This window comes from Marinitoga sp. 1135 (assembly GCF_013363245.1).
Classification (GTDB): Bacteria; Thermotogota; Thermotogae; order Petrotogales; family Petrotogaceae; genus Marinitoga; species Marinitoga piezophila.
Genome location: NZ_LBEZ01000005.1, coordinates 46965 through 72911, shown reverse-complemented (window position 1 = coordinate 72911; position 25947 = coordinate 46965). Strand labels below are relative to the sequence as shown.

Sequence of the window (25947 nt, the reverse complement as noted above, 5' to 3'; positions counted from 1 at the left end):
CATTAGGAGGTGCTCTTTAAAAATGAATATTAAGATTCGAGAAAAGGACTTTGAGGGGAAAAGTATCGATGCAGCATTTGAAGAAGCGGTAAAATTTTTTGGTGTTACACCTGAAGAAATTAACTTTGAAGTGATTCAACAACCAAAAAAAGGTTTTCTTGGGATAGGAAACAAACCAGCTATTATTAACGCTTTTTTGAATGAAAAGTATATGATTAATAGGTTAAACGAGTTTTTGGGTGATATTCTCGAAAACTTTGACGGCGATTTTGATTATTCAATTAACTTTCAGGGAAAAAATATTCTTGTAAGGCTTGAAGGAGATGGACTCGGTAAATTAATTGGAAAGTATGGAAGAACTATAGGAGCTATGCAACATATATTATCTATTTTTGTGAATAGATTATCCTCAACCAAGATAGATGTAAATCTTGATGTTGGTGAATATAGGAGAAAAAAGAAAGAGAAAATATATGAAATAGTTGATAATGCAGTAAAAAGATTAAATGAAACAAATGACAAAATAGAATTAGCTCCGATGTTTTCATATGAAAGAAGAATTGTTCATGAATATGTAAGAAGTAAATATCCTCATTTAGAAACAGAATCTATTGGATTGGAGCCATATAGAAAAGTAATAATAAAAAGCGTTAAGTCAAAAATAAAAGCATAATAAAGTTATGAAATTCAATAAAGGGGGCGTTGTCCCCCTTTATTGAATTATTATTAGTTTTTAAATTAATCTTTTTACTTATTAGACAACTTAATATGGTATAATAATGTGTAAAGGGGGAGGTGGCTGTTATGTTTATAAACCCCATGTCAGGAAGTTCTGCTCAAAAATCCGAAAATAGCAAGGTAAAAAATAAAAAATCATCTAAAAAAAGTAAAGCGTCTCGAAAAAGAAAGACAACTTTTTCTGAAATTCTTGATTTAAATGAAGCGGATATAATAAAAAAGGATCTTGAAAAATTGCTTGAAAAAATAGAAGAATATGGTGCAGAGTTTAAAAGGTCTCCAGTTGAAAGGAATCTTGAAAAATATAAAAAAAGCGTCAAAGACTTTTTGAAAAAGATAGAAAAAAATTTATATAAATTAGAATCGAAGTTAAATTTTAGAGAGAAAAATTTTTATGTTGTTGCGGATCAGGTAAATAAGGAATTAAAGGAATTAACAGATAAAATTTTAAAAAATGAGAGTGGAGCTTTTGTATATGCTAAAAAAATAGATGCCATTAATGGATTATTACTTGATTTATATAAATGAGGTGATACACATTAAAATAAAGTCACTTAATACATTTTCAGGAAGTTCTTTGTGTTTTGTCAATGGTGATATTAATTACTTATATGAAATAGTAAATGAAGTAAAAAAAGAGATTAACATAAACGATGTATATGAAATATTTCCTGAAAAAGGAAATATAAAGATTGATGATATAAGGAAAATGCAGGAATTTCTTGAATATAAACCAAATTTTTCTTCATATAAATTAGTTGTTATACATGAAATTGACAAAATGAATCAACAGGCAGCAAATGCGATATTAAAAATTCTCGAAGAACCGCCAACATTTGCAGTGATGCTTTCAACAACAACAAAATGGTATAATTTATTACCAACAATTAGAAGTAGATTATATAAAATACTCATTCCAAATTCAGATATAGGAAAAAAAATAAAAGAAAAAAATGAAAAAATATATATAGAATTTTCTTATTCTATAAATAGTAATTATAAATTGGCGAAATATATTTTTGATAATATAGATAATGAAAGTAAATTAATTGAAATGATAAACTCTTTGAAGGGATTAAAAAATCTTGAACTTGTTGAAATAATTCTTAGTGAAGATGAAGATACAGAAAAGGAATTATTAAAATACGAAGCTTTTTTTGAATTGATAAAAAGATTTGAAAATCTGGACTTAATAGAAATTCAAAGTGTAATTGATAAAATAATATCAAAAAAGAATTCTATAGCAAATAAATTAGATACAATAAAACTATTTGCCAGATTATTTCTTTCACTATATCATGATGCATATGTATATAGACTTTCCAGCTATTGGAAAGAATTTTCTTCGTTAAAAATGTATGAGTTTTTTGGATTTTCAAATTTCAAACTAAACTTTGAAAACATATATGAAAACATTAAATGGTGTGATAACCTTACTCGTTTAAATATATCAAATTTAAACTTTGATTTAGTTATAACAACGATGTTTTTCAGGTTTTTGCATGCTTTCTTTTCAGATAAGGAGGAATAGATAATGATAAATTTAAAGGCTTTAGTATATGGGGTTGAAATAACAAAATTATCACCTATTTTATATTATGCAAGTAACGGAGAAGATATAAAAATAGGTGATTTAGTATTGGTAAATACTTCAATGGGGCTTGATGTTGGAAAGGTAATTTTAGGTCCTAAAGAATTAACCTTTGAAGAAATTGGATATGAAGTTACCACTATTTTAAGAAAATTAAATGATGAAGATATGGAAATATATGAAGAAAATAAAAAACTTGCAAGAAAGGTAAAAGAGGTTACTGAAATAAAGGTAAAAGAATTGCAGCTCCCAATGAGGGTATTATCTGCGAGATATATATTTGACCGTTCAAAAGTAATTGTATATTTTGGTTCAGATACGAGAGTGGATTTTAGAGAATTGGTAAAAGAACTTGCAAAGGAATTTAGGGCAAGGATAGAGTTAAGGCAGATAGGTATAAGAGATGAAGTAAAAATGGTTGGATCAATGGGTTTATGTGGTCAAATGACATGTTGTTCGAGGTTTTTAAGGAAATTCGATTCAATAAAAATGGAAATGGCAAAGACCCAGCAGATGTTAATAAACACAGCAAAAATTTCCGGACGATGCGGAAGATTAATGTGCTGTCTTGCATATGAAAATGATTTTTATGAAGAATCATTAAAATGTATTCCTAATGAAGGAACAACAATTGAATATGACAATGTTCCTGCAAGGGTAATTACAGTAAATATATTCTTGAAACAGGTAACCCTCCAGATTATTGAAAATAATCAGCCGGTAATGGTAAAACTTCCATTTGATTATTTTAAGAAAAACTGCAATACGGAGGAATAAAATGAAAATAATTGGCAATATATTTATTGAAATGGGTATATTGCTTATAGTTATAGGTATTATAATTATTGTTATTGGAAAATCTGGTATAAAATTAGGGCATTTGCCCGGGGATATTATCATAAAAAAAGAAAATTTTGTATTTTATTTTCCCATAACTACAATGTTGGTTATAAGTGCAGTATTAAATATAATATTTATCCTGATAAGGAGATTAAAATAAGTTAAGGAGGAAGATAAGATGAAAAAATCATTGAAAGAATTAAAAGAACTTGCAAAAATATGTAGAGCAGATATTTTGAAAATGACAACAGTTGCAAAATCAGGACATCCAGGAGGTTCAATGTCCTCTATAGATCTATATTTAAGCGTATTTAACGTTGCAAATATAGATCCAGAAAATCCATATGATCCAAAAAGAGATAGAGTTGTAATCAGTCACGGTCATACATCACCAGGTGTATATTCAGCACTTGCAAGACTTGGATTCTTTAATCCAGATGATGTATTAGCAGGGTTCAGACATCCAGGTTCAATATTTGAAGGCCATATAACAAGAGGTATCCCTGGAGTAGAATGGACAACAGGAAACCTTGGACAGGGATTATCTGCAGGAGTAGGTATGGCTTTAGCATCAAAGATAACAGGTGCAGATTATAGAGTATTTGTATTACACAGTGATGGTGAATCACCAAAGGGGCAGATAGCAGAAGCAAGAAGAACGGCTGTAAAGGAAAAATTAAGCAATCTTACAGTATTGGTTGATTATAACGATATACAGATCTCTGGAAGAGCAAGAGACGTATTATTTGTTGATATTGCAAAGGAATATGAAGCTGACGGTTGGAAAGTATTGGAAGTTGATGGGCATGATTTTGAGCAGATATTAAATGCTATTGAAGAAGCAAAAAATTATAAACTCGGTCCAACAGTAATTATTGCCAAAACAATAATTGGTAAAGGCGTTTCCTTTATGGAAAACAGACATGAATATCATGGAGCACCATTAAAAGAAGATGCTCTTGAAAAAGCATTAAAAGAACTTGGTGTTGAAAATGATATAGAAAAATATAAAGAAATGAGAAGCAAATTACCATTAATTAGAGAAAAATTAGAATTTGAAGATAATACAGTAGTAGCAGAACCTGGAACACCTATTGTTTATACAAAAGAAGATAAGATTGATAACAGAGGAGCCTTTGGTAATGCAATAGCAGATCTTGCAAAAGCAAATAAAGGTAAAGTACCTGTTGTTGCAGTAGATTGTGATTTAAAACCATCAGTAAAACTTGAAAAGTTTGAAAAGGTTGCACCAGAAAACTATGTTCAAATAGGTATTCAGGAACATAACGCAGCAACAATTGCAGGTGCAATGTCAGTTTGTGGAGTAGTTCCATTCTTTGTAGACTTCGGTGTATTTGGTCTTGATGAAACATTTAACCAACAAAGATTAAACGATATAAACCATACAAACTTAAAAACAGCAGTAACTCACTGTGGTATTGATATAGGTGAAGATGGAAAAACACATCATGAAATTAATTATGTAGGTATAGTAAGAAGTTTCTTTGATACAAAATTAATTGTTCCAGCTGATCCTAACCAGACAGATAAAGCTGTAAGATACGCAGCTTCAACACCTGGTAATGTAGTAATTGCAATGGGTAGATCAAAGATTCCTGTAATCTTAAATGAAGCTGGAGAACCATTCTTTGGTGAAGGTTATACATTTGAATATGGTAAAATGGATATCTTAAGAAAAGGTGAAAAAGTAACAATATTAACTCATGGAAGTGTTGCACATAAGGCTGTTAATGTAGCAGATAAATTAAAAGAAGAAGGAATAAAGATTACAGTAATAAACGTGTCAGCACCACTTGAATTTGATGCAGCAAAAATAAAAGAATATATTGAAAATACAGAAGTAATAATCTACGAAGACCATAATAAATACAACGGATTATTTGTAGAATTTTCAAAATCTGTAGTGGAAAATGGAATAAAACCAGCTGGTATAGAGGTATTAGGTGTAGACAATTATTCACCATCAGGAAGCAATGCATTATTATTCAAGATCTTTAAATTAGATGAAGAATCCCTTTATGAAATAGTAAAGGAGAAAATAAGTAAATGATAATTAATGATCATGAGAAAAAGATAGTAAAAGCAGTAAAAAAGATAATTGGTATTGAAAATATAGACGAAGAGCTTCTATTTGAGGCTCTTTGTCATTCTTCTTATGCTAATGATTATAAATCAAGAGGGAGAGATATCAATTCAAATGAAAGAATGGAATTTCTTGGGGATTCTGTATTAAATCTTATAATAGCAGAGCATTTATTCAAAAATTACAATCTCAATGAAGGAGATATGGCAAGAGTTAGAGCCACAGTGGGAAGCGAATTAATACTTTTTGAAGCAGCTAAGAAACTCAATCTTGGCGATTATATATTACTCAGCAAAAATGAGGCAAAGTTTGGTGGAAGAGAAAAACATTCTATTATTTCAGACCTGTTTGAGGCTATAATTGCTGCGATATATCTTTCATTGGGTTTTGAAAAAGCAAAGGAATTTGCATTAAAGAACCTAAACGAATATATTCAACAGTCAATTGAGGGGAAACTCTTTCTTGATTATAAAACAAGATTGCAGGAATTAACCCAGAAAGATTTAAAAATAAGGCCAGAATATAATCTAGTTAGACAGGATGGCCCACCCCACAATAGAACATTTGTTGTTGAGGTTAAGATAAACGGCAAAGTATATGGCAAGGGGATTGGAAAATCTAAAAAAGTTGCAGAACAACTTGCGGCAAAAGAAGCATGTGAAAGATTTAAAGGAGATCAGCAATGAAAAAGATACATTTTGTAAAAATGCAGAATACAAAATCCATATCTCTAACTGGAAATTATTGTTATCTCAATTGTAAGCATTGCAATAAACATTATTTAGAACATATGGCAACAATTAACGAAATAGATAATTTTTCAAATATGACATCTTTATTATTAAGTGGAGGAATGAATTCAGAGATAAAGGTGCCTGTATATAATTTCGTAGAAAAATTAAAGGAATACAAAGAAAAATATGGATTTAAATACAATTTACATACAGGATTTATGGATAAAGAAGAATTGGAAAAAATAAAAGAAATTAGCGATGCAATATCCTTTGACCTTGTTGGGAATGCTGAAACGATGTTGGAAGTATATGGTGTTGATAAATTTGAAGATATGTGGGAGACATTTGACAATCTTATAAATATGAAATTTAACGTAAAACCACATATAACAATAGGTCTTAACGGTGGAAAAACAACCCATGAGATTGAAGCTATAGACAGATTATCAAAGTATAATGTTTCAGATATAGTATTCCTTGTTTTTATACCAACTCCGGGATCATATTTTGAAGATAGAGAACCGCCAGAAATAGAAGAAGTAATTAAAATTTTTGAGTATGCTAAAGAAAAAATTTCAGGAATTAAATTAACCTTAGGGTGTATGCATCCAAAAGGAAGGTATAGGAGGGAATTACAGGAAAAATTGCTATATATTGCGGACAAAATAGTGCAACCAGTTCAAAATACCATAAAGATTGCCCAGGAAGAGAACTTTGAAATTACGTGGAGCTATGAATGCTGCGTATTTTAAAATAGGAGGAGTATGAAATGGTGAAGAAAAATATTTTAGACTATAGTTATGAGGAATTAATAGAAGAATTTAAAAAGATAAATTTGCAAAAGTTTAGAGTGGATCAGGTATTGGATTGGATATTTAAAAAACATATTTTTGATTTCTATGAAATGACAAATCTTTCTAAAGAAATGAGAAAGCAATTGGACGATTATTTTTATATATACATTCCAGAACCTGTAGATATACAGAGATCTAAAAAGGATAAAACAACAAAATTCCTATGGAAATTGGAAGATGGCAGAACAATTGAATCTGTTTTACTTTTTTATCCTAACAGGGTGTCAGCATGTATATCGTCACAGGTTGGATGTGCATTAAAATGCAAGTTCTGTTCAACAGGGGCAAGTGGATTTGAAAGAGATTTATCCACAGGTGAAATTATAGCTCAGGTACTTGCAATAGAAAAATTGGAAAATGTAAATATAAACAATATAGTTTTAATGGGCATGGGAGAACCATTATTAAATTATGATAATGTAATAAAAGCCATTAGAAATTGGAATAATAAAAAAATGAAAAATCTTGGCGCAAGACATATCACTATATCAACAGCAGGAATTGCCGATAAAATAGAAGAACTTGCAGATTTTGAGCTTGATATAAGACTTTCAATATCTTTACATGCAGTATCAAATTATCAGAGAGATCAGATTATGCCAATTAATTCAAAATATCCTATAGAACAGGTATTACAGGCAGCTAAGGTATATCAGCAAAAGACGAAAAATAGGGTAACTATAGAATATATAGCCATAAAAGGATTTAACGATACAGAAGAAGATGCGATAAAACTTGCAGAAATATTAAAAGGATTAAAGGTAATGGTAAATATAATTCCAGTTAATCCAAATCCGGCAGGGTTTGAAAGACCTTCAAAAAAATTCCTTACAAATTTTGTGAAAAAACTTAAGGAAAATGGCATAGAAGCGACATTGAGAATTGAAAAGGGAACAGATATTGACGCTGCATGTGGCCAATTAAAAATGAGAAAAAAGGGTATTAATTTAAAATGAAAAATGTCTTTAGATATATAAAAAAAGGTATAAAAAATTTAATACTTTTTATTCTTGGATTAATAACAGGTGGAACAATATTTTTCCTGTTAATATTTGCTTTTGTTAATGCAAATACATATGTGAGTATTCCTTCATTAATGGGTGAAGACAAAGAAACAGCAATAAATGCTCTAAAAGAAAAAGGACTTATTCCAATTGTAAAAGGAGTTGGGGATAGCGTATTATATACAGATCCTCCAGCCAATACAAAAGTAAAAAAAGGAAGACATGTATTTATTCAATTAGGGCGTATTGAAAAATTAAAAGTGCCTGATTTAATAGGAATTCCTGTTGAGGTTGCCGAAGAATTTTTGACTGAATATAAATTAAAATATAAGATTATTAAAATTTATTATCCAGACGAAAAAATTGAGACGGTAATTGATATGACGCCGAAACCAAATACACCTGTAATGGAAGGCGATACGATAATTTTAAAGGTAGCATCTTCGGAGGTGAATAAGTGAAAATAAAAAAAGGAATAGTGACTCGATTTCATTCCAATACATTGGAACTTTTAGATCTTGAAACAAATGAAAAGATAACAGCATATTTAAGGGGAAAATTCAAACTTCAAAAAATAAAACCTATTGTAGGGGATTATGTTGAATACTCAATTGATGGGGTTGGCGGTGCAAAAATAGAGAATATATTGCCAAGAAAAAATATGCTGTATAGACCTAAAATAGCAAATGTTGATCAAACAATATTGGTAACCTGTTTAAAAAGCCCAAAAGTTGATTATTTGATAATAGATAAGTTTCTTGTACAGGTTGAAAAAAATAATCTTGATTGTGTTATTGTATTAAATAAAGTAGATCTGCTTGAACAAAACGAAATAGATGAATTTATGAAAATATATTCACCATTATATCCTGTAGTTCTTGCAAGTGCAAAAAAGAATATAGGTATAGATGAAATAAAAGAATATTTAAAAGATAAGGTTTCTACATTTGCAGGAATGTCTGGAGTTGGAAAATCTTCGCTGTTAAACGCTATAAATCCAGGATTGCAATTGAGAGTTGGAGAAATTTCTGAAAAGCTTCAACGCGGGAAACATACAACTACATATACAGAACTATTAAGCTTTGATTTTGGAGGTTTTGTTGCAGATACTCCGGGTTTTGCAGCACTTGAAGTATATGATTTTGAACCTGAAAAATTGAAAGAATTCTTCATAGAATTTGATGAACATTCAATGTATTGTGGTTTTAATGACTGTGTTCATATAAATGAACCAAATTGTGGTGTAAAAGATGCCGTTAAAAATGGAGAAATCTCTGAAATAAGATATAAAAATTATTTGAAAATATATAACGAAGTGGAAGAATATAACAGAAGAATAAGGAGGAAAAGATGGAAATGAAAATATATCCTTCAATATTAGCTGCTGATTTTTTAAAATTGGGAGAGGAAATAAAAAAAGTAGAAAACAATGTTGATGGTATTCATATTGATGTCATGGATGGAATGTTTGTTCCTAATATATCCTTTGGAACCCCTATCGTTAAAGCGGTAAAAAAAGTAACAGATCTATATCTTGATGCACATTTAATGATAGTGGATCCAGATAGATATATTGAAGATTATGCGAAAATGGGAGTTCATGGTATTACCGTACATTATGAAGCAACAACACATTTACATAGAACAGTATCAAAAATAAAAGAATTGGGTTGTGATGCAGGTGTTTCATTAAACCCACATACTCCTGTATTTCTCCTCGAAGAAATATTGCCATATTTAGATAGAGTACTTATAATGAGTGTAAATCCAGGTTTTACAGGGCAGAAGTTTATTCCTTCATCTTTAGAGAAAATAAGAAAATTAAAATCTATGATAGATGAAAAGAACCTTAATGTTACCATAGAGGTTGATGGTGGTGTTGGATTGAAAAATATAAGAGACTTATATCTTGCAGGAGTTAGAGAATTTGTTGTTGGTGCTGGAGTGTTTCATCAGGAAGATTCTGCAAAAGCAGCAGAAGAATTGAAGAAGGTTGGTTTGGGAGAATGACGATATATCTTGCCACTGGAAATAAACATAAAGTAAAAGAAATAAATGAGATAAAGCCAAAAAATATTGAGTTAAGAGGAATTTTTGAAATAATAAAGGGTTTTTCTGTTAATGAAGACGGAAAAACCTTTATAGAAAATTCAATAAAAAAAGCAATAGAGGCAGCAACACTTTTAAGAATGCCAGTAATTGCTGATGATTCGGGATTGGAAATAGATATATTAAATGGATTTCCTGGCATATATTCTGCAAGGTTTATGGAAGGGAAAAGCTATAATGAAAAAATGAAATATATACTAAAAAAATTAAATAACGTTCCATACGAAAGAAGAACAGCACGATTTGTTTGTGTTGCTACATATTATGATCCAAAAAAGAACCTGTTATTCTCTGTTGAAGGAGAGGTAAAAGGTAAGATTGGTTATTCTATTTCAGGAAAGGAAGGATTTGGATACGATCCAATATTTATTCCAGATGGTTATACAATATCCTTTGGAGAATTGGGACAGGAAGTAAAGAATAAAATAAGTCATAGAAAAAGAGCATTTGAAAAGTTATTTAGGATATTGAATAATATTACAACAATAGAAAAGAACTCTTAAACTTTTTAACTTATTGTTTTCTTGACTTTTTTTGATATTTCTGGTATTATATACTCGGTTGTGAAAGAGATTGCCCCCATCGTCTAGCGGCCTAGGACATTGGCCTTTCACGCCAAAGACACGGGTTCAAATCCCGTTGGGGGCGCCAGATAAAACATGAGTGGGTGCTTAGCTCAGCTGGGAGAGCGTCTGCCTTACAAGCAGAAGGTCGTAGGTTCGATCCCTGCAGCACCCACCATTTTTAAATAGTGGCCAGGTAGCTCAGTTGGTAGAGCACTGGACTGAAAATCCAGGTGTCGACAGTTCGATTCTGTCCCTGGCCACCAAAAAATCCCCGAACTAAGTTCGGGGATTTTTTTATTCTTCATGAAACCCGCCAATTGAACGTATAGAAGCTTGTCTCCTGAATATAAGTCTATAAATTGCAGCCTGCATTCTTTCAGGTAATTCAAAAAATTTCGAAGTATATTCATTGCAATGTAACCCGGTCTTTTTTTCTATTAAAGTTGCCGGAATATATAAACTTTCGCCAAATTCTGTTATGTGAAATATCACAACATCTCCAACCTTGAATACATCATTTTCACTATTAATAGTGAAAATAATCCCTTCTGCTCCAAAAATCTTGCATTTTGCTCTTTTAAATTTTGATTTTAAAATATTTTTCATAACAGGAGTTAACTTTTCCTTTAAAAGAGGAGTTATATCGTTTTTAAATCCTATATAAAAATCAAATCCCCAGAAAACCTTTAATTTTGATTTTTTACTTATTTTTGTTTCTATAATTTTTAAAACATAACCATATGGAGTTTTTAAAATTACTCGTGCTTTTGCATATTCCGGGAAATCCTTTGTGGTAATCTTTAATTTTAATATACTATCTTTTGATATTTCGTCAAATGTTTTTGAATTAATATGAATAATATCTCCAAATTTTTTTTCTATTATTCCGGAAAATTCTATAACTTCTCCACCGGGTGCCTCATAAAAGAGGTTAAGAGTTTTTGATTTTAAGATTAGATCACTAAATGATTCAGTATGAAATTCCGTATAATAAATCTTTATTGCTTCTGCAGCAACATTTACAACATCTTTATTAAAAATTTTTCCAGCTTTTTTCTCTATATCTTTAATAACAAAATTTATGTCTTCATTTTCTGTTAAAACAATCTGTTCGTCTATATAATTTGAAATAATAAGAATGTTATCTTCTATTGAAAGGTTACTCTTTCCAAAATATCCTTTTCCATCAAGTCTCTCATGATGATTTATAGCAATATTTACATATGGTGTCATTAATACATTGCCTAAAAACATTTCTTCTAATCTATTTAAATGTATTCCTATTAAATTATTATCAGTACTGGGATCTTTAATATATTCAGAAATTGCTTTTTGTGAAACCCATATATATCCGATATCATGAATTAATGATGCGATTTGAAGCTTAAAAATACTTTCTTCATCAAGATTAAGTAACGAAGCTATTATACTTGAAAGATCAGAAACTCTTAAAGAATGTTCATAAATTATTCTGGAATGATTTCTCAAAATCGTAAGATAATTCTTTACAAAAGCATTTATAGAATATTTGCTGTATTTATCAAAATAAATTGTATCCACATTATTTTCAAAAACAGAAATAAACTTTCTAAAAATATTCTTTTTTTCTTCATCGAAAGAAAATTTTTCTTTTGAAATAATATATAAAAATCCGTAATTTTTCTCTTTTGAAGGTAATCCATATAATTTCAAATAGAATTCATTAAGTTGATTATTAATTAAAAACGAAAATTCATTTGAATAAGAAATCCTGAAATTTGACTCTTTTTTTTCAAAAAAAGAGTCAAATATTTTTTCCGGTATTTTAAACACAATATCTTCTGATTGTTTAAAGTAGAATTTTTTTAAATTATTGTATGTAAATATATTTAAATAATTATGATTTTCAAGTCTTAAAGCAAAACCAATATATATTTCATTATTAGAAAATAATGATCTTGAATATATGTTTAAAGCGTTTTTTAAAACGTCTAATTGTAAAATAACTATCACCTTCTTTATTTATAAGGTGCAAATATTTTTAATCCTTTAATCCACCTTGAGTCAATCCGGCTATTATGTATTTTTGAGCAATAGCAAAAACAATAATAGTTGGTAAAAGTGCAATAACAATTCCAGCAGCCAGTACATTCCATTGAACGCCTGCTTTTGAAACAATAGAATATAAACCAACTGGAACAGTATATTTATCCGATGTATTTAAAAACATAACAGCAGTAAATAATTCATTCCAGTTATTTACAAAAGAAAAGCTTAAAATAGCAGATAATCCTGGCAACATCAAAGGAATTGTTATTTTAAATAAAGCTTCTATTTCATTGCATCCATCAATTAAAGCAGCTTCTTCGAGGCTTTTTGGAATTCTGTCAAAAAAACCTTTTGCCATAATTGTACTAAAAGCTGCGCCAAAACCACTATATACAATTGTTATACTAATTAATTTATTAATCAAATGAAGATTGGAAAACATAACATATTGAGGAACCATAATCAGATATGTTGGTATCATTTGCGAAAAGAATAAAAATAAGGTTATTGCATTTCTAAATTTAAATTCCTTTCTTGAAAGTATATATCCGCTCAGCATGGCAAAAACAGTTGAAATGGAAGATGCAGCCAATGCAACAATAATGCTATTTGAAAAATACTGTTTGAAATTAACAAATTGAAATAACTTTTTATATCCATACAATGATGGATTATTTGTCCAGTATTTTATTGGAAATGTATATAATTCACTAACAGGTTTAAAAGAGGTTAAAATAATCCAGTATAGTGGAAATAATGCAAAAATAGCAAACAGTAATAACAATATAAATCGTAAAATCTTAACCTGCTTTTTCTTTTTCATAGGCTAAACTCCTTTTTAGAGGTTAATTTTAGGTACATCATTGTATATATAAATAATACGAGAACAATAATTACTCCATGTGCAGCAGCTTTGCTGTAATTTGATTCATAAAATACTACATTAATCATTTTTACAGAAAGGATTTCCGTACTTCCAGCAGGTCCTCCTCTTGTCATACCGTAAATAACATCCGGAAAATTCATAACCCATATTATTCTCAATAACACGGTATTTACAATAGTTGGTTTTATATATGGAATTGTAATATGAAAAAGTTTTGAAAAATAACCAGCTCCATCAATTTCAGCAGCTTCATATAAAGATTGTGGGATTGATTGTAAAGCTGCAAGTAGCATAATTGCAAAAAAGGGTATTCCATACCATACATTTACTAATATAACAGAAAACATTGCAAGTGACGGATCAGAAAGAAAATTAAGCCCTTCTTCAAGAATGCCGGTTCTAATTAAAATATCGTTTATTACACCAAACTGTCCATTAAGAAGCCATGACCATATTAAACCTATTGCAAATCCAGAGATAGCCCATGGGTAAAATACAAGTCCGGCGTATATTCCTCTACCTTTAAATGGTTCTTTCATTAAAAGTGCCAGTATAAAGCCAAAGATCAATTGAAAGAATACAGAAAAGAAAATCCATTTTATGGTATTTATCACTATGTCCATATAAAAGAAATCGGAAAATATTTCCCGATAATTTTCAAATCCAACCCATTGAATATTTCCAAAATTAAAAAGAGAATAATTTTTAAAAGAAAGCAAAACCCCACTTATAGTGGGGTAAAGAATTATAAATGAAATTAAAGTAATTGTTGGCAACAACATAAGAATAATAAATCTTTTACTATGTCTTTTCATATAATCACCGTCATATTTAAATTATTTTAAACCAGCCTTTTTCCAGAAATCTGTCCACATTTTTAAACATCTAACAACTGATAATTTTCCAAGTAATACCTGTTGCATAGTTTTTTCCTGATATTCGTTCCATTTTCCCCAGCTTTCGTTATCAAGTGGGTATTGTGTAAATTGATAATGTTCAGAATCTTTAAACATTTCTGTCCAGCCTTCAAATACATCTGAACTGAAGTAAGAATCATATTTATATACTGATTTTAATATTGGTAATGCACCATAACTCTTGCTCCAGTATCCGTTCATCTCTGCGGAACTTACAAATTTTATAAATTTCCAAGCTAAATCCTTATGTTTGGAATATGTTGGAATTCCCCAACCAACAAAACCAAATGTAGGATAAGCTTTTCCATATTTTCCAACAGGTAGTGGAGCTGTTTTATATTGTCCAGGTTTTAACATTTCGTTGAGCATACCTGTTGTATCTGGATCCTGGAACAATAATGGAGTGATACCTGAAACAAATGAATTAACTTGTTCATCCCAACCCCAGTTAATAGCATCTTTAGGAGCTGTATCCTTATATAAACTTACATAGAAATTCAAACCTTCAATAGCTCTTGGATCTTCAAAAATAATTTTTCCACTTTTTGTCAGATACATATTATCTGGATCAATATCATCAAAGAATGATGTAACCACAAGATCTATAAATGATGTTGGGTATCCTTTACCCCTAAAATCAAAACCATATTGATTCTTTGAAGCTTCTGTCAATTTTCTTGCCATATCATACATTTCCTGCATTGTTTTTGGATAAGTATTAAACCCATATTTTTTAAGCACATCTGGTCTATAGAATAAAGTTTTTACATAAATACCATGAGGCAATAGATAAGGGGTATTTTTATATATGCTTGCAGCTTTTAAAACACCATCTATTAAATCACCTTTCTCAGGCCATTCGTTGATATATGGCGTTAAATCTTCCAATTTTCCCATTGCTGCAAGGGTACTTAAATTCCAGTCACCTATTTCAACAATATCGAGTGGTTGTTCTGTACTTACCATTAAATTAATTTTCTGATAAGCAGTTTCATATGGTGGGGATATTACGTTAATTTTTACACCAGGATTTAATGTTTCAAACATTTCTATGATTTTATTTAGAGTAGGAGTTCTCCATGGACTTGAAAATGCCTCAATTAAGTTTAAAACAACAGTATCTTCAGCAATTAAAAAAACGGAAGTAATTAATAATACCAATACCAAAAACAACTTTTTCATCAAAACTCCCCCTTTATGTAAAATTAGTTTCACTAATATTATACCATAACTTTACAAAAATTATAATAAAATCTAAAAACTATAAATTCATTAAAATGTATAGATATAATGAGGAAATTAAAAGTCCAAAGACAGCAACCTTCATTCCAATTTTCATAAAATCGAAAAACTTAATCTTTCTATCAAAGTTACTTTCAATCATTCCAACAATAACCATATTTGAAGCTGCACCACTAATAGTTCCATTCCCTCCAAAACTTGCTCCTAATGCCAATGCCCACCATAACAATTCACTATGTGGAAATGTACCAATTAAAGAACGGATTATAGGAATAAATATTGTCACAATAGGAACTGCCCCCATAAATGCTGCCAAAAATCCGGAACTCCATAATACTATTAAGAGCAATAAATATGGATGTGAAATAAAGTTATATATTAGATTTGTTATATCCTCTATAACATGAACATCTTCTAAGGCCTTTACAATGGCAAATAATCCAACAAAGAAAAACAACGTATCCCATTCTATTTCATGCGATATTTCGTCAAAATCCATTTTTGATATTAATAACATAATTGCACCGCCGGTTAAAGCAATTAAGGCTGCTTCGTAATCGAGATATTCATGTATAAAGAATCCAACAATTACCAGAGCAAAAACGATTAAACCTTTCTTTAAAAGAGGATAATTTACAATAGCCTTATTAGGATCTGCTTTCATAAGATTATCCAGTTTGCTTTTTTCAACATCTTTAAGTTCTTTATGAATATTCAAAAAGTATATTATAGATAAAAAGAGAACAATAAAAGAAGGAATGGACATTACAATTAAAAATTCCAGAAAGCTTTTTCCTGAAGCGCTTCCTACGAGGATATTTGGTGGGTCACCTATCATTGTGGCTGTACCGCCAATATTTGCAGAAAATATCATAGGAAAGAGAAAGGTTTCTGGTTTAACTTCAATTTCCTGACAGATATAAATAATTACAGGAGAAAAAAGAATTAAAGTCGTTACGTTATCAAGAAAACTTGAAAGTATAGCAACTGCAAGCATTGTAAAAATAAAGATAGAAATAACATTTCCGTTGGATTTTTTGACGATGTATATAGCGATAGCCTGAAACAAACCTGTTGTTTTTAAAATTCCCACAATAATCATCATTCCAAGCAAAATTCCCAGAGTGTTAAAATCGATAAAATCACCGGCATTTGAAACCCTGAGAGTATCAGAAACCTTTACAAGTGAAATTAATAATCCCATACTAAATGCAACAACAGCTTTATTTCCCTTTCCAAAGATAATTAGATAGTAAGTAAAAAAGAAAATAATCAAAGCAATAACTTTTGGTAGCATAAAATTCCCCCTAATTTTGTGAGTTGGATTAATTTTTCCATAATTAAATTATAGGAAAATATTAACACTAAGTCAAGGGGAGGTGAATTTAAAAATTAAAATAGTTAGATATACGAATATTTGTAAAATAGAGAAAAAAATAGTATAATTTATATGTATTTCATATTTATATTCTATATAAATAAAAGGAGGATGTTGCCATGAAGATGTTTCATAGATATCTACTTTATTTTTTGATTATTGGTCTTTTACCTATTCTTGCGCTTTTTCTTGTTGTATTAAATGGAAATAAGAAAGTAATGCATTTTAATTCCCAATCACGTTATGAACTCATTGAAAGTTCAGTTTCAAGGTTTTTTCAAAATGAATTTGAACAATTATCGGATATTGCAAAGAAATATGCACTGGATATTGAATTAAAAGAAGCACTAAAAAACGAAGATAGAGAAAAGGCAAAAGAAATTCTAGTAACAGCATTTGAAACTCTGAAACCTATTGGAATAAAGGTTCTTGAAGTTGAGGATAAAAATGGAGTGGTATTTTATAGAGGACATCATCCTGGAAAATTTGGAGATAACAAAAGTGAAGTTGTAGGTGTAAAACTGGCATTACAGGGAAAAGCAAACTATGGATTTGATTTTGGAAAAAGTGGATTTGGATTAAGAACTTTTGTACCAATAATGGATAATGGAAATGTTATAGGTGTTGTTCAAACTGGAATTCCATTTTCAAAAGAATCATTGGATTTATTTAAAAAGATGCTAACAACAGATATGGCAGTTTATACAAAAGATGGGTTATATGCAACAACAAGTGATGAATTTACGCTTAATAAGGATAAAATTCTACCGATATTCAATGAAATTGGTGATAAAAAATATGAATTAATACATAGCGATAAAAAAGGAATTTCATATTTAGTATTACCTTTAAGGGAACCAAATGGTAATTTAATAGGTGTTTTAAGTGTATTAGTAGATACAAGAAAAATAGATACATTAAATTCTAAAATAAGAGGAACTATAATATTAACTATTTTTATTACTTTCATTCTTGTAATTATATTTGCATATATAATTACAAAAGCACTTCTTAAGAGAATAAATCATCTCATTGAAGGCCTTGAAAGAATGTCTGAAGGCGATTTAACAGTAGAATTAATTGATCATGGTAAAGATGAAATGAGCCATGTATTTAAAAGATTGGAACAGATGATGGATAACTTTAAAAGTATGCTAAAAACAGTAATTGAAACAGGATATGAGCTTGATAGCTCTTCAGGGAAATTAATAGAAGTTGCACAAAAAACAGAGAAAAATGCTGTATTTTTCCATGATGAATCAGCAGAAATAGAAAAAAATACAAATGATGTAGCTTCAGCAATGGAAGAAATAACCTCTGGTGTTGAAGAGATAGCATCTTCTGCACAAATGGTATCAGAAAATGCTCAGGAGTTATCAGCAATTGCCAGTGAGACAATACAAAATGCAGAAGAAGGCACAAAGAGCTTAAAAGAAATAGCAGAAATTATAGAAGAAGCTGTAAATCAGTCAAAAGTTACAGAAAATAAGGTTGAAGAACTGTTGAAATTAGCGGAGAATATAGGTGAAATTGTAGAAACAATTAATACAATAACAGAGCAAACAAACCTGTTGGCATTAAATGCAGCAATTGAAGCTGCAAGGGCAGGAGAAGCAGGAAAAGGTTTTGCTGTTGTTGCTGATGAAATTAGAAAATTAGCTGAAGAAAGTAAAAAAGCAACTGAAGAGATAGCCCAGATATTATCTCATGTACAAAATGGGGTAAAGGATGTTAATGGAGCCACATTAAAAACAGTAGATATAATAAATCAAATAGAATCTGGAACTCAAAAAGTTAATGAAAACTTTGATGTAATACTTGAAAAAATCGAAATAATTAATCAAAGAGTTGAAAGCTTAACAGCAAGTTCTGAAGAGCAAAGTGCATCAACAGAAGAAATGGCTGCAGCAATGGATAAAAGTATGAAAACAATACTTGAAATATCCAATAAAATAAGTGAAATAACAAGATTCTCACTTGAACAAAAAGATGATGCAAAGGTATTAAATTCAGTCTCTCAGGAATTAAAACAGCATTCAGAAGCATTAAAAGAAAACATAAAGAAATTTAAAATATAAAAATTAAAGGCGCGGTGAATTTCACCGCGCCTTTAATCATCTAAATTAATTTCGAACTTATCAACGAGTTTTTTGGTTAATTCAATCTCAGAAGGAGATAACTCTCCAAGTACAACTTCTTCTTCAAAAACGTCTTCAAACCCTTTTTTGAATGCATTTGCCATTTCTTCGCAATCTACAGTTCTTCCAATAAGCGTATTAATATCAATAACCCTTTTTTCAAGATGTTTATAAAGTTTTTCCTTTTTATCTTCAGGCATTTTAAATAGATTAACATAATCCCTTAAAGGAAAGATTTGTGGAATTGAACCATGTTGCAATACATAACTTTCATTTCTATATTGAGCACTTCCAATGAATTTCTTTTTATCTACGGTAATTTCATAAATAGATGGTGCATCATAACATGCAGGCGTGTTGTTATGATTATTCTTATTCTTTTCCATATCGCATTTTATTCCTAATTCTTCCATACTTTTAATTAATGCCTCGGCTATTACTTTATAACTACCCACAACGCTTTTTGGCAATTTGGGATGATCTATATTTGCCGCAAAGAGATAGGTTATTTCTTTGTGATGCAAAACAGCACGTCCTCCGGTGGGTCTTCTAACAAGATCGATATATTTTTTCTTTAAATAGTCAATGTCAATATCTTCTATTTTTTGAAACCTTCCAATTGAAAGCGTTGCTAAATTCCAGCTGTATAGTCTAATAGTTGTTGGCTGTACTTTTTTGCCAACGTGTTTTGCAATAGCTAAATCACAAGCCATATTCCAGGAACCCATATGATAAGTATCAATAATAAGCCTGATCATAAAATACCTCCCAAAGGTTTTCTTACAGCCATACCAACTTTTCGTGGATATTTTTTAGGCGTCTCTATTTCTTTTTTCAATATGATAAAGTATCTTTCCTTATCAAACAATTGATAATTAATTTCTTTTTCTATTTTAAATCCTATTTTTTCTGCTGCAATTTCAAGATATTTTTTTTCTTCAGTAATATATGTTGGACCTTTATATAGGAATAACATTCCACCTATCTTTAAAAGAGGCGCTGCATACTCAAGAAGTATATCGCTTCTTGAAACAGCCTTGGCAGTTGCATAATCATATTCTTCTCTATGTTCTTTGGAAAATAACTCTACACGAGAATTAACAGAATTTGCATTATTGATATTGAGAGTTTTTATAAAATATTTCACGGCATTTATTTTCTTTTCAATGCTATCGAGCAAAGTAAAATCAACATTGTTATATATAATGCTTAAAGGAATTCCAGGGATGCCACCACCTGTGCCAATATCAATCATTTTCATATTATCTTTTAATTGATAATATTTTTCAAAAGGAAAAATACTATCAATTATCAAATGTTTTGAAGCCTCTTCTTTATCTTTTATTGCTGTAAGATTAACGGGGTAATTTATTATTAACTCAATAAAGGATTCCAGCTTTTTATATGAATTTTCATTCAAGAAAATTTCATATTTTTCAAGAACTCTCAACATAAAATTCATTGACTAATACCTCCTGATGTGGTATAATAATTCTCGGAGACGTAGCCTAATTGGCTAAGGCGTCGGTCTTGAAAACCGATGGGGTTGACGCCCCGTGTGGGTTCGAGTCCCACCGTCTCCGCCAATAATAAACCGCCCTTAATGGGCGGTTTTTGGTTTATTTTACGGAGCCAAATCTGCTTAATGGCCATATTCTTAAAAAAGGTCTTCCAATGATATTTTTTCCTGGTACTATCCCAAAATATCTGCTATCAAAACTTTCTGTTGTATTATCTCCCATAAAGAAATAGAATCCTTCTGGAAGTATAATCTTAACATGGCCGTTTTCTTCAATGAAATATTTATTATAGTCTATTTTTGCAAGATATTTTTCATAATATGCAGTGTAATCTAACGTTTTATTGTAATATCTAAAAGCACCAAGATCAAACATAGGCTTTCTTAATTCAGTGAACTCACGATATATATCGCTGCTATATCTTTCAGGATATGCCATATATTTATAATAATTCTTTGAAGCAAAAATACCGTCTATATAATAATATCTGTTTTCAAATCCTTCTGGAATCTTTCCATTAACATATAATCTTGCCACTGAATCTTTTACACTTTTTGGAACTTTGTCGGCACCGCCATAATAATTTATAATCTTTTCCAGCCAATATGGGAGTTGAAAATCTTTATCATTTTTTATTTTTTCCCATATTTCAGTATCAGGAATTAATTCTAATGTATCTCCTGGAGTACCTACAAGCCTTTTTACATATTTTACATGACCATTAAATTCCTTTGGAGCAAATGAATCCATAAATTTATCAAATGGACCAAGTTTTTTTTCTGCACTTTTATCAACAAAAGGTGTCCAGAAAACTATTATATCTCCTTTTTGAGGTTCTTTATAATCATATGTAATTTTTTCAATGAATAAACGGTCCAACTCCTTTATGGTAGGCACCATAGAAGGAGTTGGAACCATCATTGTTTCAAATACAAATAAACGTATAATTGTTCCGAATATTACCGCATATATGAGTGCATTAATCCACTCATAGGTTTCCTTTTTTATTTTTTTCTTTAAATCGTCGTTAGGCAAGATCAGTCCCTTCTCTCCTTGATCTTAATCTTACCTCTGATATTTCTTAAGTAGTAAAGTTTTGCTCTTCTTACTTTACCTTTTCTTACAACCTGAATCTTTTCAATTGCTGGTGAGTGCATTGGGAATATTCTTTCAACACCTATACCGTTAGCTCCAATTCTTCTAACAGTGAATGTTTTTCCCATTCCGCCACCTTTGATTTTTATAACAATGCCTTCATAAGCCTGTACTCTTTCTCTTCCGCCTTCAACAACTTTAACATAAACTCTTACTGTATCTCCTGGTCTGAATTCTGGAATGTCTTCTCTTATATATTCTTTTTCAATGGCTCTGATATACTGATCCATGTTAAACCCTCCTTGAGTATATTTTTATTCTTATTTTTCACCAAATAATCTATCAAGGGTTATAGCTACAGCTGCTCTAACAGATAAATGATTAAATTCTGCATTTCCCCTGATAGGTTCAAGTTCGTAGTCACAAATTAACCTGATTTCCTCTGGCATGCCCCAACCAGTTCCAAATAGTATTAAATGCGGTTCATCATTATTAAATATTATCTCACTAATTTCTTTAAAACTCTTTGTTCTTTCTCTGATCTTTGCTGAAGTAAATATAAGCTTTGGCTTTTTACCTTCTATTTTTTCTATATCTTCTATTACATCTTCGAGATATCCTTTTAGCTTTACAATAGATAAAGCGTCATGTCTGTTAGGATTATATTGTTTTCCGAAACCCTCTGTCCAATATTTTAGAACATTTTTTACTATTTGTTGTTGAGCTGGTAGGTTTGAAACTACATAATAATTTTTAATATTATATGTTCTTGAAGACCTTGCTATATCGTGGATATCAAGGTTTGTAATAGCTGTTGAGATGATCTGGCCTTCACGTCCTAATATAGGATAATGAATTAAAGCTACATAAACATTATTTCTCATTAGAAATCAGCTCCCTGATTATATTAACAAGAACCCTTTTTTCAAATTCATCAAGGTCATGTTTTATAAATAAATCCGGTCTTTTTAAAATTGTTCTTAATAGACTTTCCTTTTTTCTATATTCGTCAATCTTTTTGTGATTCCCGCTTAATAAAACTTCGGGAACTTCCATGCCTCTATAATTACGGGGTTTTGTATAATGGGGATGATCGAGCAAAGTATTGTAGAAAGAATCATTCTTAACGCTTTCTATATCCCCAACAACACCCGGTACAAAACGCAATAATGCATCAATCATCAACATTGCTGGAAGCTCTCCACCAGTTACGACGAAATCGCCTATTGAAAGTTCTTCATCAACTATATTCATAACTCTTTCATCAATACCTTCATATCTTCCACAAAAAAACACTAAATTCTTTTTTTGTGCTAATCTTTCTGCATCACCAGTATCAAAATGTTTTCCTTGCGGTGAAGTTAAAATGATATATGGTTTTGTTCCTTTTTCTTCGATGTATTTATCGTAAAATTCAAAGAATGGTTCTGGTTTCATTACCATTCCAGGACCGCCACCATATGCATATAAATCAGTTACTTTATGTTTATCTTTTGTATAGTCCCTTAAATTATGTGCCTTGAAATGTACTATCTCATCCCTTATAGCCCTTGAAATAACTCCAAAGTCAGTTAGTGCTTTAAACATATCAGGGAAGATAGTAACAACATCAATCTCTATCTTCGGTATCATCTTCATACCATTCCAATCTCTTTACTGTAATATCATCTTTTTCTTTATTAAAAGAAATGAGATTTTCTTTTAATAAAGGATATAAGGTTTCGTCTTTTTCATATTTGTTTATTTGATTTTCAATGATCAAAACCTCATTGGCACCTGTTTCGAGAATATCCTTTATTTTTCCAATATATTCTCCATCTTCATAATAAACATTCTTGCCAAGAAGTTCAAAATAATAGAATTCATCATCATTTAATTCCGGTAATTCGTTTTTATTTATATATATTACAAAATCCTTATATCTTTGTGCGCTGGCTATATTTTCCACACCAGCAATCCTGATAATATACAGTTTATTTGCTTTTTTTATTTCGGTTATCTTTGCATACAGAAATTTTCTTGTTTTAGGATTGTATAATAATACATCTGTTAAATTTTCAAACAAACTTTCCTCATTTGATAGAGGAAATAATTTCATTCTTCCATCTAATCCATGAGTATTGGATATTTCACCAATAGCTATTCTATCCTTCAAGAGGTCTTCTAACCTCTTCATCTTATCACCTGATTACCTTTAAAAGGAATTTAGTGTTTTCGTCCTTTTTAGCAGCTGTTAATAATGTATTTATTGATTTAATAGTTCTTCCGTCTTTACCTATAATTTGTCCAACATCTGCTGGATCTGTATGTATTTCAAATATTATTTCATCACCGTTTTTTGATTCAGTAATCTTAACAGCGTCAGGATTTTTTACTATTCCTTTAATTATGGTTTCTAATAATTCTTTCATTTATATGCCTCCTGTGGCATTAAGCTTTCTTTTCAAATTTTATTTCGTGTACCTTTTTCATTACTCCAGCTTTTGATAATATTGATCTTGCTGTTTCTGTTGGTTGTGCACCTTTTAAAATCCATTCTACAGCTTTATCAACATCAACTTTGAAAGTGTCGTTTTCTCTTAGTGGATCATAAAATCCTAATGATTCAATATACTTTCCACTTCTTTTTTCCCTTGAATCAACTACTACAATTCTGTAAAAAGGTCTATGTCTTCTTCCCATCCTGTTCAATCTTATCTTTACCATGCTAAAAATACACCTCCTGAGTTTTTTAGTTTTTTATTTTAATTTTCTAATTAAAATCCAAATGGCATTTTTCCAAATAAAGACTTTTTATTTTTCATCTTTTTTACCTGCTTCATCATCTTTTTCATCTGTTCATAAGATTTAAGAAGCTTATTTATATCCTGTAAAGTAGTTCCGCTACCTTTTGCAATTCTCTGTTTTCTTGAATAATTTATAATTCTTGGCTTTCTTCTTTCCTCTTTTGTCATAGAATTTATTATAGCTTCAATCTTTTTCAATTCTTCTTCACCTTTGTTAAAATCTATACCTTCTTTTGGAATTCCTGGTATCATTTCAAGAATTTTTGAAAGAGGACCTAATTTTCTTATTTGTTGAATCTGTTCAAGAAAATCATTTAAATCAAATTTTCCTTCAAGAAACTTATTAGCAGCCTCTTCAGCCTTTTCTTTATCAATTTCAGTTTCAACCTTTTCAATTAATGAAAGAACATCACCCATTCCAAGAATTCTACTTGCATATCTATCTGGATAGAAGAGTTCAAGGTCATCAACCTTTTCACCAACACCAACAAATTTAATAGGTTTGTTAGTTATCTGTCTAATGGAAATGATAACCCCGCCTCTTGCGTCACCGTCAAGTTTAGTGACAATAAATCCATCTAATTCAAGCCTATCATTGAATTCTTTTGCGGAATTAACAGCATCCTGACCAATCATTGCATCTACAACCATTAAGATTTCATCGGGTTCAATGAGTTTTTTTATTTCAACTAATTCATTCATCATTTCCTCGTCTATATGTAATCGACCGGCAGTATCGAGTATTACAATATCATGCAACAATTTTTCTGCATAGTCCATAGCTTCTTTAACTATATTTACAGCATTCTTTCTATCGCCGGTAAATACAGGAACACCAATGCTTTCGCCTAACTGTACTAATTGATCAATAGCTGCGGGTCTGTAAGTATCAGCAGCAACAAGTAAAGGGGACTTTCCCTGTTTTTTAAAATATTTAGCAAGTTTTGCTGCATGTGTAGTTTTACCGCTTCCCTGAAGCCCTACAAGCATTATATAACCAGGTCTTTTTGAAATATTTAACTTTGGTTTTTCATTTCCACCCATTAATTCGATCAATTCATCTCTAACAATTCTTATAAATTCCTGGTCAGGGGTTAAACTTTCAAGAACTTCTTTACCAAGAGCTTTTTCTTTTACTCTTTCAACAAAGTCCTTTACAACCTTATAATTAACATCCGCCTCAAGAAGAGACATTTTTACTTCTCTAACAGCATCTTTTATATTTTTTTCTGATAATTTTCCCTGTCCTTTTAAGTTTTTAAAAGCTTTTGATAATTTTTTTTGTATGCTATCAAACAAAACAGACACCTCCGGCGGATTACTTATAAATCTATAAAAAATAAAAAAATATCGTAGATTATAGCTCCATCCCCTTTTTGCTATAATCTTTTATTAGTTTAGATATAATCCTTGTTTA

The 25947-nt window shown here is 30.3% G+C and carries 29 protein-coding genes and 4 tRNA genes; 18 read left to right on the top strand and 15 right to left on the bottom strand.

Annotated elements, in window-relative coordinates; all coding sequences use genetic code 11:
* Nucleotides 1-22 precede the first annotated feature (22 nt).
* The 16 genes from jag (at nt 23) to XO10_RS04005 (ending at nt 10803) form a co-directional block, all read left to right on the top strand.
* A complete protein-coding gene (gene jag / locus XO10_RS04080) occupies nt 23-673 on the top strand; it encodes an RNA-binding cell elongation regulator Jag/EloR (RefSeq protein ID WP_014296305.1) in 651 nt (216 codons plus the stop codon).
* Between the two features lie 131 nt (nt 674-804).
* Nucleotides 805-1266 carry a YaaR family protein gene (locus XO10_RS04075; RefSeq protein ID WP_014296304.1) on the top strand — a complete coding sequence of 154 codons (462 nt, stop codon included), beginning with the start codon at nt 805-807 and terminating at the stop codon, nt 1264-1266.
* Complete coding sequence (locus XO10_RS04070) at nt 1238-2269, top strand: hypothetical protein (RefSeq protein WP_175418199.1); 1032 nt, start codon at nt 1238-1240, stop codon at nt 2267-2269. Before XO10_RS04075 ends, XO10_RS04070 begins: the two co-directional genes overlap by 29 nt.
* Before the next feature lie 3 nt (nt 2270-2272).
* Nucleotides 2273-3106: a regulatory iron-sulfur-containing complex subunit RicT gene (locus XO10_RS04065; protein WP_156865395.1), complete on the top strand. Its 834-nt coding sequence runs from the start codon at nt 2273-2275 to the stop codon at nt 3104-3106.
* A 1-nt stretch (nt 3107) separates the two neighbouring features.
* Nucleotides 3108-3329 (top strand): DUF2905 domain-containing protein, encoded by a 222-nt coding sequence (locus tag XO10_RS04060; protein ID WP_014296301.1) that lies wholly within the window; start codon nt 3108-3110, stop codon nt 3327-3329.
* A gap of 18 nt (nt 3330-3347) precedes the next feature.
* The gene (locus XO10_RS04055; RefSeq protein WP_175421160.1) at nt 3348-5240 is read left to right on the top strand and encodes a transketolase; all 1893 of its coding nucleotides are present in this window, start codon (nt 3348-3350) and stop codon (nt 5238-5240) included.
* Nucleotides 5237-5959: a ribonuclease III gene (gene rnc / locus XO10_RS04050; RefSeq protein ID WP_175421159.1), complete on the top strand. Its 723-nt coding sequence runs from the start codon at nt 5237-5239 to the stop codon at nt 5957-5959. The genes XO10_RS04055 and rnc overlap by 4 nt, the downstream gene beginning before the upstream one ends.
* The gene (locus XO10_RS04045) at nt 5956-6759 is read left to right on the top strand and encodes a radical SAM protein (protein WP_175421158.1); all 804 of its coding nucleotides are present in this window, start codon (nt 5956-5958) and stop codon (nt 6757-6759) included. The genes rnc and XO10_RS04045 overlap by 4 nt, the downstream gene beginning before the upstream one ends.
* Nucleotides 6760-6776: 17 nt before the next feature.
* Entirely contained in the window at nt 6777-7817 is a 1041-nt protein-coding gene (gene rlmN, locus XO10_RS04040) for a 23S rRNA (adenine(2503)-C(2))-methyltransferase RlmN (RefSeq protein ID WP_175421157.1), read from the top strand.
* Nucleotides 7814-8326: a PASTA domain-containing protein gene (locus XO10_RS04035; RefSeq protein ID WP_014296296.1), complete on the top strand. Its 513-nt coding sequence runs from the start codon at nt 7814-7816 to the stop codon at nt 8324-8326. The genes rlmN and XO10_RS04035 overlap by 4 nt, the downstream gene beginning before the upstream one ends.
* Complete coding sequence (gene rsgA, locus XO10_RS04030) at nt 8323-9225, top strand: ribosome small subunit-dependent GTPase A (protein WP_075780417.1); 903 nt, start codon at nt 8323-8325, stop codon at nt 9223-9225. Before XO10_RS04035 ends, rsgA begins: the two co-directional genes overlap by 4 nt.
* Nucleotides 9216-9875: a ribulose-phosphate 3-epimerase gene (gene rpe, locus XO10_RS04025; RefSeq protein WP_014296294.1), complete on the top strand. Its 660-nt coding sequence runs from the start codon at nt 9216-9218 to the stop codon at nt 9873-9875. The genes rsgA and rpe overlap by 10 nt, the downstream gene beginning before the upstream one ends.
* Nucleotides 9872-10477 (top strand): RdgB/HAM1 family non-canonical purine NTP pyrophosphatase, encoded by a 606-nt coding sequence (rdgB, locus tag XO10_RS04020; protein ID WP_014296293.1) that lies wholly within the window; start codon nt 9872-9874, stop codon nt 10475-10477. The genes rpe and rdgB overlap by 4 nt, the downstream gene beginning before the upstream one ends.
* Before the next feature lie 72 nt (nt 10478-10549).
* Nucleotides 10550-10625: transfer RNA gene (locus tag XO10_RS04015), tRNA-Glu, on the top strand.
* A 14-nt stretch (nt 10626-10639) separates the two neighbouring features.
* A tRNA-Val gene (locus XO10_RS04010) sits at nt 10640-10715 on the top strand.
* A 12-nt stretch (nt 10716-10727) separates the two neighbouring features.
* A tRNA-Phe gene (locus tag XO10_RS04005) sits at nt 10728-10803 on the top strand.
* Nucleotides 10804-10834: 31 nt separating this feature from the next.
* On the opposite strand, the gene XO10_RS04000 is transcribed toward XO10_RS04005, so the two are convergent.
* The 5 genes from XO10_RS04000 to XO10_RS03980 form a co-directional block, all read right to left on the bottom strand.
* Nucleotides 10835-12532: an HD domain-containing phosphohydrolase gene (locus XO10_RS04000; protein ID WP_175421156.1), complete on the bottom strand. Its 1698-nt coding sequence runs from the start codon at nt 12530-12532 to the stop codon at nt 10835-10837.
* Between the two features lie 28 nt (nt 12533-12560).
* Nucleotides 12561-13391 carry a carbohydrate ABC transporter permease gene (locus XO10_RS03995; RefSeq protein ID WP_175421155.1) on the bottom strand — a complete coding sequence of 277 codons (831 nt, stop codon included), beginning with the start codon at nt 13389-13391 and terminating at the stop codon, nt 12561-12563.
* On the bottom strand, nt 13388-14269 hold the full coding sequence (locus tag XO10_RS03990) for a carbohydrate ABC transporter permease (RefSeq protein ID WP_075780414.1): 882 nt from the start codon (nt 14267-14269) through the stop codon (nt 13388-13390). The genes XO10_RS03995 and XO10_RS03990 overlap by 4 nt, the downstream gene beginning before the upstream one ends.
* Nucleotides 14270-14290: 21 nt before the next feature.
* Complete coding sequence (locus XO10_RS03985; protein WP_175421154.1) at nt 14291-15553, bottom strand: sugar ABC transporter substrate-binding protein; 1263 nt, start codon at nt 15551-15553, stop codon at nt 14291-14293.
* A 79-nt stretch (nt 15554-15632) separates the two neighbouring features.
* Entirely contained in the window at nt 15633-16910 is a 1278-nt protein-coding gene (locus XO10_RS03980; protein ID WP_014296288.1) for an SLC13 family permease, read from the bottom strand.
* Nucleotides 16911-17110: 200 nt separating this feature from the next.
* Here XO10_RS03980 and XO10_RS03975 point away from each other — a divergent pair, with 200 nt between their 5' ends.
* Nucleotides 17111-19069, top strand: a complete 1959-nt coding sequence (locus XO10_RS03975) for a methyl-accepting chemotaxis protein (RefSeq protein ID WP_175418189.1) — start codon at nt 17111-17113, stop codon at nt 19067-19069.
* A gap of 32 nt (nt 19070-19101) precedes the next feature.
* Here XO10_RS03975 and XO10_RS03970 read toward each other — a convergent pair whose 3' ends face one another.
* Together XO10_RS03970 and rsmG are read right to left on the bottom strand one after the other, a co-directional pair.
* Entirely contained in the window at nt 19102-19887 is a 786-nt protein-coding gene (locus XO10_RS03970; RefSeq protein ID WP_014296286.1) for a biotin/lipoate A/B protein ligase family protein, read from the bottom strand.
* Complete coding sequence (gene rsmG, locus XO10_RS03965) at nt 19884-20591, bottom strand: 16S rRNA (guanine(527)-N(7))-methyltransferase RsmG (RefSeq protein WP_014296285.1); 708 nt, start codon at nt 20589-20591, stop codon at nt 19884-19886. Before rsmG ends, XO10_RS03970 begins: the two co-directional genes overlap by 4 nt.
* A 35-nt stretch (nt 20592-20626) precedes the next feature.
* On the opposite strand from rsmG, the gene XO10_RS03960 reads away from it, so the two are divergent.
* Nucleotides 20627-20715 (top strand) — tRNA-Ser (locus tag XO10_RS03960).
* Between the two features lie 33 nt (nt 20716-20748).
* Here XO10_RS03960 and lepB read toward each other — a convergent pair.
* From lepB to ffh, 8 genes are read right to left on the bottom strand one after another with little or no spacing between them, the layout of a single operon-like run.
* A complete protein-coding gene (lepB, locus tag XO10_RS03955; protein WP_014296284.1) occupies nt 20749-21684 on the bottom strand; it encodes a signal peptidase I in 936 nt (311 codons plus the stop codon).
* 2 nt (nt 21685-21686) lie between these two features.
* Nucleotides 21687-22034 (bottom strand): 50S ribosomal protein L19, encoded by a 348-nt coding sequence (gene rplS / locus XO10_RS03950; RefSeq protein WP_014296283.1) that lies wholly within the window; start codon nt 22032-22034, stop codon nt 21687-21689.
* Between the two features lie 30 nt (nt 22035-22064).
* Nucleotides 22065-22628, bottom strand: coding sequence for an RNA methyltransferase (locus XO10_RS03945; RefSeq protein ID WP_014296282.1), 564 nt, complete (start codon nt 22626-22628; stop codon nt 22065-22067).
* Nucleotides 22618-23364, bottom strand: a complete 747-nt coding sequence (gene trmD, locus XO10_RS03940; RefSeq protein ID WP_041638826.1) for a tRNA (guanosine(37)-N1)-methyltransferase TrmD — start codon at nt 23362-23364, stop codon at nt 22618-22620. Before trmD ends, XO10_RS03945 begins: the two co-directional genes overlap by 11 nt.
* Nucleotides 23354-23920, bottom strand: coding sequence for a ribosome maturation factor RimM (gene rimM / locus XO10_RS03935; protein ID WP_014296280.1), 567 nt, complete (start codon nt 23918-23920; stop codon nt 23354-23356). Before rimM ends, trmD begins: the two co-directional genes overlap by 11 nt.
* Before the next feature lie 4 nt (nt 23921-23924).
* Entirely contained in the window at nt 23925-24155 is a 231-nt protein-coding gene (locus tag XO10_RS03930) for a KH domain-containing protein (protein ID WP_014296279.1), read from the bottom strand.
* A gap of 19 nt (nt 24156-24174) precedes the next feature.
* Nucleotides 24175-24450: a 30S ribosomal protein S16 gene (gene rpsP / locus XO10_RS03925; protein ID WP_014296278.1), complete on the bottom strand. Its 276-nt coding sequence runs from the start codon at nt 24448-24450 to the stop codon at nt 24175-24177.
* A gap of 50 nt (nt 24451-24500) precedes the next feature.
* Entirely contained in the window at nt 24501-25829 is a 1329-nt protein-coding gene (ffh, locus tag XO10_RS03920) for a signal recognition particle protein (protein ID WP_175418188.1), read from the bottom strand.
* Between the last annotated feature and the right edge of the window lie 118 nt (nt 25830-25947).